Here is a 13,526-nt window from a genome sequence, read left to right as displayed (position 1 = left end):
CCGCCAAGCCCGCGACGACCGCCGCGACCAAGCCGGCCTCCAAGTCCGCGACCACCGCGCCTCCGCCGCCTGGAGCGCCGCGATGAGCCTCGGCGGCGCACGGCCTCTCAACCCCGCCCGCTGGTTGGGCGTGCCGATGCTGCTGTGCATGGCGGCGACGATCATCTTCGCCGCGCCGATCCGCATCTGGGGCTTGCAGCTGCCCGAGCCGGTCTTCGCCATCGTCCCGGCCTTCGCCTGGGCGATAATCCGGCCCTCGATCCTGGCGCCGTTCGCGCTGCTGGCGCTGGGCCTGTTCCTGGACATATTCTGGGGCGGTCCCACCGGCCTATGGGGCCTATCGCTGCTGGTCGCCTACGCCACCGTGCTGATCCTCCGCAACGCCATGACCGGTCAGAGCCGTCCGATGATGTGGGCCTGGTTCGCCGGCGTCACCGCCGTGGCCATGGTCGCGGCCTTCCTGTTCACGATGCTGGACAGCCTGGCCATGCCCAGCCTCTTGGCGGTGTTCTGGCAGTTCCTGGTCACCGCGCTGCTGTTCCCGTTCGCCCATCGCCTGGTCGATCGCTTCGAGGACGCCGACGTGCGGTTCCGGTGAGGCCATGAGCGAACCCTCAATCTTCTTTTTCGAGGTCAACGAGCGTCAGGGCGTCTTCCACCGTCGCGCGTTCCTGCTGGGCGGCTTCACGGGCCTGGGCCTCTTGGCCCTGGGCGGGCGCCTTGCCCAGCTGCAGCTGGTCGAGGCCCAGCGCTACCAGAAGCTCTCGGCCGGCAACCAGTTCAACTACCGCCTGGTGCCGCCGCCGCGCGGCCTGATCCTCGACCGCAACGGCGTGTCGCTGGCGTCGAACCGCCCCAACTTCCGGCTGATCATCAACAAGGACAAGGACCTGGACGCCGAGGCCGTCATGGACGACCTGGCCAAGCTGGTCCCCATCGACGGAACGCGCCGCGCTCGCGTGCTGAAGGAACTGGACCGCGCGCCCAAGAAGGCGCCGGTGGTGGTGATGGAGGACCTCTCCTGGGAGGAGTTCTCGCGCATCAATATCCGCGCGCCGGAGCTGCCCAATGTCACCGCCGACATGGGCGAGGTGCGGGTCTATCCGTTCGGCGGGGCCTTCGCCCACGTGATCGGCTATGTGGCCAAGGTGTCCGACAAGGACCTGGAGGCGGCCGAGAGCGACAGCACCCAGGACCAGGAACTGCTGCACCATCCGGGTTTCCGGATCGGCAAGCAGGGCGTCGAGAAGGCCTTCGACCGGCAGCTGCGCGGCAAGGCCGGCGCCACCAAGACCGAGGTCGACGCCCAGGGACGCGTGGTGCGGCTGGATCCCGCCGGCGACATCCCGCCGACCCCGGGCAAGGAAATCCACCTCACCCTGGACGCCGACATCCAGAACCGCGCCCTCGAGGTGATGGACGAGGAGAGCGGCGCGATCGTGATGATCGATTGCCGCACGGGCGACGTGCTGTGCATGGCCTCGGCGCCGAGCTTCGACGCCAACCGCCTGGTCAAGGGGCTGTCGGGCGCCGAATACAAGGCCCTGGCCGAGTACGAGCGCAAGCCGCTGCTGGATAAGACCATGACCGGCGTCTATCCGCCGGGCTCGACCTTCAAGCCCACCGTGGCGCTGGCGGCGCTGAGCGCCGGGGTCAATCCGGCCGAGCACGTGGTCTGCACCGGCGGCTGGAGCTTCGGCGGGCGGGTCTGGCACTGCCACAAGAAGGGCGGCCACGGCGTGCAGAACATGCACGACGCCATCAAGAACTCCTGCGACGTCTATTTCTACCAGATGGCGCTGCGGATCGGGCCCGACCCGATCCACACGACGGCCACCGCCCTGGGCTTCGGCCAGACCTTCGACATCGGCATTCCGGGTCAGCGCAAGGGGCTGGTCGGCTCGCGCGAGTGGAAGAAGCAGACCTTCAAGCGCGATCCGGTCTGGCATCCGGGGGACTCGGTGCCCTACGGGATCGGCCAGGGCTATATCAACGTCAACGCGTTGCAGCTGGCGGTGATGTGCGCGCGGCTGGCGAATGGCAAGCGGGCGCTGAACCCGCGTCTGATCAAGTCGATCGGCGGCGTGGACCAGCCGCACGGCGACGCGGTGGGCGACCTGCCGTTCCCGCCCGAACATCTCGAGATCGTGCGGGCCGGCATGGCGGCCGTGGCCAACGACCCGACCGGCGGCGCCTACAAACAGAGTCAGCTGGGGTTGGGCGACGTGCTGATGGCCGGCAAGACCGGCACGGCCCAGGTCCGGCAGTATTCCCAGACCGGCTCGCGCAGCAACCAGGGCGTGCCCTGGCGGCTGAAGGACCACAACCTGTTCATCGCCTTCGCCCCCTATGACAATCCGCGCTACGCCATGTCGGTGCTGGTCGAGCACGGCGGCCTGTTCGGCTCCAGCGCCGCCGCGCCCCGCGCGCGCGAGGTCATGCGGGTGGCCCTGCTGAAGGATCCCGAGATCCGCGCGCGCATCGAAAAGCCGATGCCGATGCCGACGATGAACGAGAGCGACCTGTCCACCGACGGCGCGGCGCCGGACGCCCCGACGGACGGTCCGGACCTTCCCCCGCCGCCCCCTGGAGTCCCGCAATGACCTTGAGCGGCGGCCTGACCCGGCCCGGCGAACGCGACCGTCCGATCATCAAGTTCATGGAGGTCGACTGGACCTTCTGCCTGGTGCTGGCGATGATCGCCGGCGTCGGCGGCCTGATGCTGTTCTCGATCGCCGGGGCGTCCTGGGAACCCTGGGCCGACAAGCACCTGCTGCGCTTCGGGCTCTATTTCATCATCATGATCGCCCTGGCCATGTGCGACCTGCGCTGGTGGTTCTGGTCGGCCTATCCCGTCTATGTCGTCGGGGTGATCCTGCTCGTCGCCGTGGATGTCTTCGGCCATACCGCCTTGGGCGCGCAACGCTGGCTGCAACTGGGGCCCATTCGCTTCCAGCCGTCCGAGGTGATGAAGATCGGTCTCGTCCTGGCCCTGGCGCGCTTCTATCACGGGCTCAGCGCCGATCGCGCGCGCCTGTCCTGGATGCTGCTGATCCCTGCGGCGATGATCGGCGTTCCCTTCCTGCTCGTCGCCAAGCAACCGGATCTGGGCACCGCGATTTTGCTGGGCGCGACCGGCTTCGCGATCATGGTCCTGGCCGGTCTGGACTGGCGTCTGATCGCCGCCGGCGTGGTCGGCGCCGCGGTCGCGATCCCGCCGTTCGTGATGTTCGTGCTGCACGACTATCAGCGCAACCGGATCCTGACCTTCCTGCATCCCGAGCAGGATCCCTCGGGCGACGGCTATCACATCCTGCAGTCCAAGATCGCCCTGGGCTCCGGCGGCCTTCTGGGCAAGGGCTTTGGCCTGGGGTCGCAGAGCCAGCTGAACTTCCTGCCCGAAAAACAGACCGACTTCATCTTCGCCACCCTGGCCGAGGAGTTCGGTTTCGTGGGCTGCTTTGGCGTGCTGTTCCTGTACGGGGCCATCATCTTCATGGCCCTGCGCATCGCCTCGATCAGCCACAGCCACTTTGGACGTCTCTCGGCGGCCGGCGTGACCGCGACCTTCGCCCTCTATGTGCTGATCAACGGCGCCATGGTCATGGGCCTGGCCCCGGTGGTGGGCGTGCCGATGCCGATGCTCTCCTACGGCGGCACGGTCATGCTGACGGTCATGGTGGGCTTTGGCCTGGTCCAGGCCGTCCGCGTGCATCGCTACACCGAAGTGACCAGCGGCACGGGGTCGCTGGTGTGATGGATGAGGACGGGGCGGAGTTGCTGCCCGTCCTCGTGACGTCCCGTCTGCGGCTTCGCTGTTGGCGATCGCAAGACGCGTCTGCTCTATCGACGAACCTGACCTCGACCGTCACACGCTGGCTTAGCTCTTGGCCTGATCCAACCTCTATCGACCTAGCCGCCGAACGCATCGCCGAGGCGCGCGCGGGCGTGAGCCAGGGCTGGCATGTCAGCTACGCGATCGAGCGTCTGTCGGACGGTGTCGTGATCGGAGGCTTTGGCGGCGGCGCCCAGGATCAGCGCGAGCGTGTCGAGATCGGCTACCACCTGGCCGAGGCCGCCCAGGGGCGGGGCTACATGACCGAGGCCGCGATCGCTGGTCTCGCGGCGATGTGGTCGCTGCTGCCGGCCCAGGTAATCGAGGCGCAGGTCCATCCCGACAACACCGCGTCGCGAACCATTCTGACCCGACTGGGCATGAGGTTCGTCGAGGAGCGTCCGGTTTACTCCACAGCGCGCGAGGCTTGGGAGCCCGGCTGCTGGTACGAGATCGAGCGCCCGACCTAGCTGACCAGCGCCGCCTCGGTCGCCCGCACCAGGCCGTCGATGACGCCGGGCTCGGTCGAGGCGTGGCCGGCGTCCCAGACGATGTCGAAGCGCGCTTCGGGCCAGGCCCTGTGCAGCCTCCAGGCGCTGTCCAGTGGCGTCACGACGTCGAAGCGGCCCTGAACGATCCAGCCGGGGATGTGCCGGATGCGGTCGATGTTCTTCAGGATCCAGCCGTCTTCGCTGAAAAAGCCCCTGTTCGTGAAGAAGTGACACTCGATCCGCGCGAAGGCGATCGCGAAGTCCTCCTCATTGAATTTCGGCGGGCGTGCCTCGGGACCGCGCAGCGAGATGGTGTCGCCCTCCCACTGGCTCCAGGCGGCGGCGGCTTCAAGCTGGACGCGGCGGTCGGGGGCCACCAGGCGGCGGTGATAGGCCGCCATCAGGTCGCCGCGCTCGTCTTCCGGGATCGGGGCCAGGAACCGCTCCCAGGCGTCGGGAAACAGCATCGAGGCGCCGTCCTGGTAGAACCAGCGCAGCTCGCGCTCGGTCAGCAGGAAGACGCCGCGCAGGATCAGGCCGTCGACGCGGTCGGGATGGGTGATGGCGTAGGCCAGGGCCAGGGTCGAGCCCCACGATCCGCCGAACACCGTCCATTTCTCGACGCCCAGATGAACGCGCAGGCGCTCGATGTCCTCGATCAGGCTCCAGGTGGTGTTGTCGTCCAGGCTGGCGTTCGGGCGCGAGCGGCCGCAGCCGCGCTGGTCGAACAGGGCCATGCGCCACTTGGCCGGGTCGAAGAACCGCCGCATGGTCGGGTTGACCGCGCCGCCCGGGCCGCCGTGCAGGATCACGCAGGGTTTGCCGCGCGGGTTGCCGCATTCCTCGTAATAGATCTCGTGCGGGCCGCCGGTGGCCATCCAGCCGAACGAGAAGGGCTCGACCTCGCGGAACAGGCCACGACGGCCGAGGGACGACATGACGGCGGCGGAAGCGTTACGATCCATGGCCTAATCTAGCGCGTTTCGGACGTTGCTGTGAACGGATCATCCAGCGGCTTCGCGCCTTTCCTCGGCGTCTGTATGATGCGTCCATGAGTCAGCCTGCGCCCGAAGACTATTCCGACGAAGAACTGCTCGCGATGCTGAAGCCCGCGCAACTGGCCGAGCTGGACCGCCAGATCGGCGACATGTTCGGCGCCGAGGGCGTCGACAAGGCCGAGGCGCTCCTGGCCATGGCCAATGTCTACGGTATGCGCGCCGCCGAGCGCGACGAAACCTCGGCCCTGGCCATGCTGCAACTGGCGGCCGCCATGCGCCGGCGGGCCGAGCTGATGCTAGCCGCGCGGAACTAGCCATGAAGACGCCCTCCGAGCTCTACGAGCGGAATGCGGCGGCGTGGGACCAAGATCGTAGACACGCTCGCCCCGAGGGCGAACGGCGGTGGATCCAGAGGTTCATCGACGCGGCCGTTCCCGACGCCGCCGTTCTGGACCTGGGCTGTGGGTCGGGCCAGCCGATCGCGGCCGACCTGATCGCCGCCGGTCGCGCCGTCACCGGCGTGGACGCTTCACCCGCCTTGATCGCCTTGTGCCGCCAGCGCTTTCCCGATCAGACGTGGATCGTCGCGGACATGCGCGAACTGGAGCTCGGGCGGCGTTTTGGCGCGGCGGTGGCTTGGCACAGCCTTTTTCACCTGCCGCCCGACGATCAGATCGCGCTGATCCCGGTTCTGGCCCGACATCTGGTGGCTGGGGCGCCTCTGATGTTCACCAGCGGAACGACGCATGGCGTGACGATCGGCCAGTGGCGCGGCGAGGCGCTCTATCACGCCAGCCTGGACACGGGGGCCTATGCGGCCTTGCTCGCCGAACATGGCTTCGTGGTGCTCGATCATGTTGTCGGCGATCCGACTTGCGGCGGCGCCAATATCTGGTTGGCGCGACGCGAGGACCGCTAAAGCGGAAACCGCCGGTCCAGCCACGACAGGAGCGCCGCGTTGACCTCGTCGGGCTTTTCCTGCTGGGTCCAGTGGCCGCTGCCCTCGATCAGCACCTTTTCCAGGTCGTCGATCTGGTCGCCCATGCGGTCGGCCATCGACGGCGGCAGCACCACGTCGTGCTCGGCCATGATCATGAGGCAAGGGATGCCGTCGATGCGTCGCGGCAGGGCCTCGGCCTTTTCCCAGTTGCGGGTGAAGTTGCGGTACCAGTTGATCCCGCCGGTGAAGCCGGTGCGTTCGAAGGCGTCGACGAAGACCTTCAGCTCCTCGGGCGTCAGCAGCTGGTGCGTGTCGCCGGCTGGCTCGTAGCGCGCCAGGCCGTCCTGCAGGGCCAGGCTGCGGAACTCCGGCGGACGCGCCGCGAAGTCGGCGACCGTGGCGATCGGCAAGCGCATGAAGAAGCGGATGGTCTTCTCGACGTCCGCGCTCAACTGGGCGTCGGCCACGCCGGGCTTCTGGAAGTGGACGATGTACATGTCCTCGCCATAGGCGTTGCGGAACATCTCGATCGGATCCAGCGGCAGGCGCGGGGTGAAGGGGGTGTTGAGGCCGATGACGCCGGCCACGCGGCCGGGATGCAGCAGGGGCATCTGCCAGACGACGATGCCGCCCCAGTCGTGGCCGACGAAGATCGCCTTGTCGACGCCCAGGTGGTCCAGCAGGCCGACGAGGTCACCGGTCAGGTGTTCCATGTCATAGGCTTCGACGGCCTCGGGACCCGGGGTCAGGCCATAGCCGCGCTGGTCGGGCGCGATCACCCAGCGGCCGGCGTCGGCGAGGGCGGCGATCTGGTAGCGCCACGAGAACGCCAGTTCGGGAAAGCCGTGGCAGAAGACGATCGGGACGCCCCGCCGAGGACCGGCCTCGTAATAGCCCAGGCGAACGCCGTTGACGTCCGCGAACTTCGGCGCCGGCAGGGGCGGAGCCTGCGGATGCGTGACGGTCATGGGCGTCGTCCTCCCTGGCGGCTATATGATTGGCGATCACCGTGGATCGCGGCAAACCGTCCGGCAAGCGGCATTTGATCTTTCCGCTGGGGCAAACGGGCGTAAAAGCACGGTCATGACCGACAGCCGCCCGCCCGCCGCCGCGATCCCGTGGCGACTCGTTCTGCTTCTGGGCGCGCTGACGGCCTTCGCGCCGATGTCGATCGACATGTACCTGTCCAGCCTGCCGGCCATCGGCCGCTCGCTCGCCGCGCGGCCCGACCAGACCCAGGCGACCCTGGCGGCGTTCTTCGCCGGCATGGCCATCGGCCAGTTCGTCTATGGCCCGGCGTCGGACCGTCTGGGGCGTCGGCCGCCGCTGTTGGCCGGGATCGCCATCTATCTGGCCGCCTCGCTGGTCTGCGCCCTGGCCACGAACATCCACATGCTGATCGCCGCGCGGTTCGTGCAGGCCCTGGGCGGATGCGCCGGGGCCGTGGTGGCGCGGGCGGTGGTCCGTGACCGCTTCGGCCACGCCGACACCGCCCGGGTGCTGTCGCTGATGACCTTGATCATGGGTCTGGCCCCGGTGCTGGCGCCGCAGTTCGGCGGACTGGTCCAATTGGCGGCCGGCTGGCGCGCGGTGTTCGGCGTTCAGGCCGCCTTCGGTCTCGTCATCGGCGTCTGGGTGCTGATCGCGCTGGGCGAGTCGCGCTCGGCCGAGACCCTGTCCCTGGCGCGGTCCGAGAATCCGCTGAGGGCGTTTGGCGCGCTGCTGCGGATGCGCCGGCTGGTCGGCTACGCCCTGGCCGGGGCGCTGAACGGTGCGACCCTGTTCACCTACATCTCTGGCGCGCCGGACCTGATCATGGGGACCTACGGCCATTCCGCGCTGGTCTTCAACCTGCTGTTCGCCTTCAACGCCGTGGGCATCATCGGCGCCAGCCAGGTCAACCGCCTGCTGCTGCGCCGGGCCACGCCCGACCAGGTGCTGGCGCGGGCCAGCGTCGGCTCGATCGTCGCGGCCTTCCTGCTTAGCCTGGCCGCCTGGACCGGCTGGGGCGGACAGTGGACCGTGCTTCCGCTGCTGTTCGCGGCGCTGTCGATCTACGGTCTGATGGGCGGCAACACCATGGCGGGGGCGTTGAGCGTCGATCCCCAGCGCGCCGGCTCGACCTCGGCCCTGATGGGCTCGGCCTCGTTCGGCGCGGGGGCGATCGCCTCGTGGGCCGGAGGGCTGCTGCATGACGGCACGCCGCGCCCGACGGCGGGCGTCATGTTCGCCTGCCTGGTCGGTTCGGCCCTGGCGATCTTTCTGCTGGCCCTGCCGGGCGCGCGCAAGCTTCAGGCCTGATCGGGCAGGCTAAAGCCGCGCGCGGCCATCAGCGCCCAGCCGACGAGGAACGACACGCCGCCGACCGGTGTGATCGCCCCCAACACGCGCGGCGCGCCCAGCGCCATGGCGTACAGCGAGCCACAGAACAGCAGGGTCCCGATCAGGAAGAAAGCGGCGACCTTGCCCATGTCCTTGGCGCCCGCCCGGTGCAGGCCGAAGGCGGCGAACACGGCCAGGGCGTGGGCCATCTGATACTGCGAACCGGTGTGCAGCCACTCGATCGGCTTGGGCGCGCTGATCCCGTGCGCGGCGAAGGCGCCGAAGCCGACGGCCAGCAGGCCGCTCACCGCCGCCAAGCCTGTCCAGGTCCTGGGAGTCCATACCGCCATCGGCTTTACGCCCCGTCACCATTGCAATCGTTCGGCGCGACCTTAACGTCGAACGCCTGGACGTAAAGCGACCCCGCTCCCGTAAGCATCAGAGGGTCCGCGCGAGCCAGGGGAGGACGGCATGGCGCTCACCAGGGGCGACGACTACCCGATCCATCAGACACCCGAGCCCGTGGCCTACGCCGGGACGGATCGGAACTTCTACGACCGCTATTTCTTCAACGGCTACGCGCCGACCGGCGAGGGCGAGGACCTGTTCTTCGCGGCCGCCTTCGGGGTCTATCCGCATCTCAACATCGCCGACGCGGCCTTTTGCGTGATGAAGGGCGGACGGCAGGTCAACCTCCACGCCAGCCGCTGGCTGAACATGGAGCGGATGGACCTGAGCGTCGGGCCGATCAGCATCGAGGTGCTGGAGCCGCTTCACCGCCTGAAGCTGGTGGTCGCCGCGCCCGAGCAGGGGATCGCCGCCGAGATCGTTTTCGAGGGGCGCTCGTTCCCGATCGAGGAGCCGCGCTTCGTGCGCCGCAACGGCCCGCGCACCTTCATGGACTATACCCGTCTGACCCAGAACGGCCGCTATGGCGGCTGGATCGAGATCGACGGCGCGCGGACCGTGGTCGACGGATTCGTCGGCACCCGCGACCGCTCGTGGGGCGTTCGGCCGGTCGGTATGCGCGATCCTCAGGACCTGGCCCCGCCCGCGGCGCCGCAGTTCTTCTGGCTGTGGGCGCCGTGCAATTTCGCGGACGGCAGCCTGTTCTTTCACACCAATGACGACGAGCTGGGACGCCCCTGGAACCGCCGTTCGCTTTGGCTGGCCGACGGCGCGCGCGAGGACGATTTTGGCGGCTTCGCCGAGGCCGCCTGCGCCATTCGCTGGAAGAGCGGCACGCGCCACGCCGCCAGCGCCACCCTCGATCTGGGCGCCGACGGAACGGTCACTATCGCGCCCGGGCCCGAGTTCTTCATGCTGGGCCTGGGCTATGGCCACCCGGTCTGGGGTCACGGCTTCAACCAGGGCGCGCTGAAGGTCGAGCGCGAGGATTTCGTCAACGCCGACCTGGATCGCGGGATGCCACACCTGCTGCACGTGCAGGCGATCAGCGACGTGACCTATGTCGACGGCGCCGGCCGCGAACGCAAGGGCAGGGGCGTCTTCGAACAGCTGGCCATTGGTCCGCACGCCCCGTCGGGCTTCGCCGCGATCCTGGACATGGCGCCATGAGCCTGGGCGAACGCCTCGAGGCGTATCTCACCCGCGTCTGGGGTCAGCCGACCACGGTCGAGGACCTGTCGCGGATTCCGGGCGGGGCCAGCCGCGAGACCTACCGCTTCGTGGCGCGCGTCGATGGCCAGACCCGGCCGCTGATCCTGCGCCGTGATCCGCCCGGCAGTCTGATCGAGACCGATCGGAACCTCGAATATCTGGCGCTGGAGAGCTTTCACGACAAGCTGCCCGCGCCGCGTCCGGTAGCCATGGACGTCGAGGGCGGCGAGCTGGAGCGGCCGTTCTTCATCATGGAGCGGGTCGAGGGCGGCGTGGCGGCTTCGCCGTTCACGGTGGGGCCGTATGGCGACCACGCGCGCGAGATCGGACAACGGTTCTTCGAGATCCTGGGAACCATCGCCGCGACCGACCCGACTGACCTGCCGCTGGCCAAGGTCGCGCCGGCGCCGGCGCCCGAGGACTGCTGGCGGGTGGCGCTGGACCATTGGTCCGGCATCATGGACGCGGACGAGCAGCATCCTCAGCCGATCGTCCGCGCCGCCATACGGGCGCTGCGCCGCCGGCCGCCGCCGCCGGCCCAGGCGATCCGCGTCGTTCACGGGGACTATCGCACTGGCAACTTCCTGCACGACGGCGCGGGCAAGATTCTGGCCGTGCTGGACTGGGAGATGGTCCATCTGGGCGATCCCCTCGAAGACCTGGGCTGGGCCCTGGATCCGCTGTGGTCGCACTTCGAGGCCGACAAGGCCGGCGGCATGTTGCCCCGCGACGAGGCCCTGGCGATCTGGCGTCGAACCAGCGGCCTCGAGATCGACGAGGCCGCGCTGGCCTGGTGGTCGCTGTTCAACGCCGTGAAGGGCCAGACCATCTGGACGTCGGCGGCCAAGGAATATCGCGACGGCGGGTTCAAGGACCCTGTTCTGGCGATTTCCGGCTGGTACACCGCCCGCCGCCACGACCAGATCCTGGCCGCCGCCCTGATGCGTCTGGAGGGCCTGTCATGACGCCTAGCCTGCCCGATATCCTGGTCGGCAACTTCCTGTGCATGATGGACCCGCCGCCGCCCGAGCAGCAGGGAGACTTCATGGCCGGCAAGGTGGCCGTGGTCGCGTTGCTGTCGCTGCTGGCGGCGCAGGAGGCCGAGCGCGGCGTCGCCGCCCGCCTGGCCGAGAACGCGGCCATCCGCGAGATCCTGGCCGAGGCGGCCGACGACCACGGGCTGGATCTGGCAAGTCTTCCGTCGACGGATGATTTCTCGATCTCGGCCCTGGACCGGGTCAACGCGGCGCTGCGCGCGGCGCTGATCGGTCTGCACGAGGCGGTGGAGACGCGGGGCGACACGGCGCGCCATCACGCGATCCTGCGCCTCTACGCGCGGATGGCCGAATGGCGTCGGCTGGACATGCCGCCCTTGCCGGGGCGCTGAGACGGGGCTCGGCGCTACCGGCGCTTCTGGTGCTGGGCGATCTCGTCGGGCTTGATGTCCAGCGGCGCCGGGGCGGCGGCGTTGTAGGCGGCGGTCTCGTGCAGGTCCATGACCACGCTGCGGTGGCCCTGCCAGATCATGTGCAGGGCGACATAGAGCACGATCGCCAGGCCGACGAAGCCGATCCAGCGGTGCTTGTGCAGTATCTTGGCGATGGCGTTGGCCGCCAGGCCCATCAGGGCGATCGACAGCAGAAGGCCGAAGATCAGGATCGCCGGATGCTCGCGCGCGGCGCCGGCCACGGCCAGCACGTTGTCCAGCGACATGGAGACGTCGGCGATCAGCACCTGCAGGAAAGCGGCCTTGAAGGTCTTCGGCTGGCGGACCGGAACCTCGGCCCCGTCCAGCGCGGCGGCGCCCTCGGCGCTTTCCTGGCGGCCTTGCTCGCGCAGCTCGCGCCACATCTTCCAGCAGACCCACAGCAGCAGGAAACCGCCGGCCAAAAGCAGGCCGATCACGCCCAGCAGCCAGGTGGTGATCAGGGCGAAGGTGATGCGCAGCACGACCGCCGCGCCCAGGCCGTAGAGGATGACCTTCCGGCGTTGCTTGGGATCCAGGCCGCCGGCGGCCAGGCCCACGGCCACGGCGTTGTCGCCGGCCAGGACGAGGTCGATCAGCAGGACTTGCAGCAGGGCCGTCAGCGGGCCTTGCAGGCCGCCCAAGTGGGCGCTCAGAGCGTCGAACATGCCTTCTCAATGCGGCGGCGCGGATGGGGATGCAAGGCCGCAATGGATATGACGCCAAAGCAAGAGGCCCCGGATCCGTCGATCCGGGGCCTCCAGTTTCCTGGGCGCGAGCCTGACCTTAGTGGGTCGGCTCCAGCTCGCGACCATGGGCGTCGTGGCCGTGATCGTCATGAGCGTCCGGCGTCGCGGCGGCGATCATCGGATTGACGTAGGCGGGCTCGGCCGACGCGTGAGGCTCGGGATGGGCTTCGGGGGCGGCCGCGTGGCCGTGATCCTCGGCCGCGTGGCCATGGTCGTCATGGTGGGAGAAGGCCGCCGCGGCCGCCGCGCCCACCGCCGCGCCGCCGGCGGCCGCGAGGAACGGATTGACGTGCGAACCGTGGCTTTCGGCCGGCGCTGGAGCGGGTTGCTCGAACTCCATCTCGTTGCGGCCATAGTCGGTCAGAGTGCGGTACTTGCGCTGACGCTCGGCGCGGCGGCGAGCCTCGGCGTTGCCGCGCGCGACGGCGACCAGGATGATCATGGCCAGAAGCACCAGGGCCGCGCCCAGCAGGGTCTTGATCGCGACGGGACCGACGCCCGGCAGCGTGACCGCGCCGTTCAGCGCCCCGATGTCGAGGGCGGCGACGCCCTTCTTGACCTGCTCCGGCGCGGCGGCGACGCGCTTGCTGATCTCGCCCAGCGCGAAGCCCTGCGAGTCCCTGGCGCCCGACATCTCGACGCCGAACTGGGACTTCAACTGACCCTTGGCGTCGGGACCCGGCTTGACGTCCCAGGCGAAGGTGGTCGGCTCGCCCGGCTTCACGGCGGCCGTCTGGCGGCCGTTCGGGGTGACTTCGTAGCCCTCGCCCGAGAGCTCGGCATAGGCGCTGGTCTTCTTGGCGGCCTTGCCGAAGCCCAACTTGGCGGCTTCCGACTTGATCAGGTCGCCCAGGGTGGCCGGCAGCGACAGGGTCACCTGGCCCGGTTGCCCCTTGGCGAGGCTTTCACCGGCGGCCAGGACGGCGCCGCTGGTGGCCTGCGGCGCGACGGCGGCCTGCAGCTGCTCCAGCTTGCTAGTCGGCTTGGCGGCGGCGGGCGCCTCGGGCTGGGCGGTGGCCACGACCGGCGGCTTGACCAGCGGCGTCGCCGGCGCGGCCGGGACGGCGGCCTTCAGCGGCGCCGGCGCGGGGGCCACCGTTTGGGAC

15 protein-coding genes are annotated in these 13,526 nt (G+C 69.1%); 10 read left to right on the top strand and 5 right to left on the bottom strand.

The window, feature by feature from the left end; genetic code table 11:
- Positions 1–82: 82 nt before the first annotated feature.
- From FCU40_RS20080 to FCU40_RS20065, 4 genes are read left to right on the top strand one after another with little or no spacing between them, the layout of a single operon-like run.
- The gene (locus FCU40_RS20080) at positions 83–598 is read left to right on the top strand and encodes a hypothetical protein (RefSeq protein WP_004624553.1); all 516 of its coding nucleotides are present in this window, start codon (positions 83–85) and stop codon (positions 596–598) included.
- Positions 599–602: 4 nt separating this feature from the next.
- Positions 603–2,603, top strand: a complete 2,001-nt coding sequence (gene mrdA / locus FCU40_RS20075; RefSeq protein ID WP_168077342.1) for a penicillin-binding protein 2 — start codon at positions 603–605, stop codon at positions 2,601–2,603.
- Positions 2,600–3,757 carry a rod shape-determining protein RodA gene (gene rodA / locus FCU40_RS20070; RefSeq protein WP_168077341.1) on the top strand — a complete coding sequence of 386 codons (1,158 nt, stop codon included), beginning with the start codon at positions 2,600–2,602 and terminating at the stop codon, positions 3,755–3,757. The genes mrdA and rodA overlap by 4 nt, the downstream gene beginning before the upstream one ends.
- Complete coding sequence (locus FCU40_RS20065; protein WP_168077340.1) at positions 3,757–4,305, top strand: GNAT family protein; 549 nt, start codon at positions 3,757–3,759, stop codon at positions 4,303–4,305. Before rodA ends, FCU40_RS20065 begins: the two co-directional genes overlap by 1 nt.
- On the opposite strand, the gene pip is transcribed toward FCU40_RS20065, so the two are convergent.
- Positions 4,302–5,291 carry a prolyl aminopeptidase gene (gene pip / locus FCU40_RS20060; RefSeq protein WP_168077339.1) on the bottom strand — a complete coding sequence of 330 codons (990 nt, stop codon included), beginning with the start codon at positions 5,289–5,291 and terminating at the stop codon, positions 4,302–4,304. The two genes, FCU40_RS20065 and pip, sit on opposite strands and share 4 nt — an antisense overlap.
- 86 nt (positions 5,292–5,377) lie before the next feature.
- Between pip and FCU40_RS20055 the strand changes: the two genes are divergently transcribed.
- Positions 5,378–5,638 (top strand): hypothetical protein, encoded by a 261-nt coding sequence (locus FCU40_RS20055; protein ID WP_004624563.1) that lies wholly within the window; start codon positions 5,378–5,380, stop codon positions 5,636–5,638.
- A 2-nt stretch (positions 5,639–5,640) separates the two neighbouring features.
- Positions 5,641–6,243 carry a class I SAM-dependent methyltransferase gene (locus tag FCU40_RS20050; protein WP_168077337.1) on the top strand — a complete coding sequence of 201 codons (603 nt, stop codon included), beginning with the start codon at positions 5,641–5,643 and terminating at the stop codon, positions 6,241–6,243.
- On the opposite strand, the gene FCU40_RS20045 is transcribed toward FCU40_RS20050, so the two are convergent.
- On the bottom strand, positions 6,240–7,232 hold the full coding sequence (locus FCU40_RS20045; protein ID WP_168077335.1) for an alpha/beta hydrolase: 993 nt from the start codon (positions 7,230–7,232) through the stop codon (positions 6,240–6,242). The two genes, FCU40_RS20050 and FCU40_RS20045, sit on opposite strands and share 4 nt — an antisense overlap.
- A 115-nt stretch (positions 7,233–7,347) precedes the next feature.
- On the opposite strand from FCU40_RS20045, the gene FCU40_RS20040 reads away from it, so the two are divergent.
- Positions 7,348–8,565: a multidrug effflux MFS transporter gene (locus FCU40_RS20040; RefSeq protein WP_168077333.1), complete on the top strand. Its 1,218-nt coding sequence runs from the start codon at positions 7,348–7,350 to the stop codon at positions 8,563–8,565.
- Here FCU40_RS20040 and FCU40_RS20035 read toward each other — a convergent pair.
- Positions 8,556–8,936 carry a DUF423 domain-containing protein gene (locus FCU40_RS20035; RefSeq protein ID WP_168077331.1) on the bottom strand — a complete coding sequence of 127 codons (381 nt, stop codon included), beginning with the start codon at positions 8,934–8,936 and terminating at the stop codon, positions 8,556–8,558. The two genes, FCU40_RS20040 and FCU40_RS20035, sit on opposite strands and share 10 nt — an antisense overlap.
- 121 nt (positions 8,937–9,057) lie before the next feature.
- On the opposite strand from FCU40_RS20035, the gene FCU40_RS20030 reads away from it, so the two are divergent.
- From FCU40_RS20030 to FCU40_RS20020, 3 genes are read left to right on the top strand one after another with little or no spacing between them, the layout of a single operon-like run.
- On the top strand, positions 9,058–10,164 hold the full coding sequence (locus FCU40_RS20030; protein WP_168077329.1) for a hypothetical protein: 1,107 nt from the start codon (positions 9,058–9,060) through the stop codon (positions 10,162–10,164).
- Positions 10,161–11,171 carry a phosphotransferase family protein gene (locus FCU40_RS20025; protein ID WP_168077328.1) on the top strand — a complete coding sequence of 337 codons (1,011 nt, stop codon included), beginning with the start codon at positions 10,161–10,163 and terminating at the stop codon, positions 11,169–11,171. Before FCU40_RS20030 ends, FCU40_RS20025 begins: the two co-directional genes overlap by 4 nt.
- Positions 11,168–11,593: a hypothetical protein gene (locus FCU40_RS20020; RefSeq protein WP_004624578.1), complete on the top strand. Its 426-nt coding sequence runs from the start codon at positions 11,168–11,170 to the stop codon at positions 11,591–11,593. The genes FCU40_RS20025 and FCU40_RS20020 overlap by 4 nt, the downstream gene beginning before the upstream one ends.
- A gap of 14 nt (positions 11,594–11,607) precedes the next feature.
- Here the strand turns inward: FCU40_RS20020 and FCU40_RS20015 are convergent, their stop codons facing one another.
- Positions 11,608–12,339, bottom strand: a complete 732-nt coding sequence (locus FCU40_RS20015; protein WP_004624580.1) for a TerC family protein — start codon at positions 12,337–12,339, stop codon at positions 11,608–11,610.
- A 118-nt stretch (positions 12,340–12,457) separates the two neighbouring features.
- Positions 12,458–13,526 (bottom strand): stalk-specific protein X (locus FCU40_RS20010; RefSeq protein ID WP_168077327.1); only part of this gene is annotated, 1,069 nt, incomplete at its 5' end.

Source organism: Caulobacter sp. SSI4214 (genome assembly GCF_012184455.1).
Classification (GTDB): Bacteria; Pseudomonadota; Alphaproteobacteria; order Caulobacterales; family Caulobacteraceae; genus Caulobacter; species Caulobacter vibrioides_E.
The sequence above is the reverse complement of the archived record's forward strand: the minus strand, read 5'-3'. Positions and strand labels throughout refer to the sequence as shown.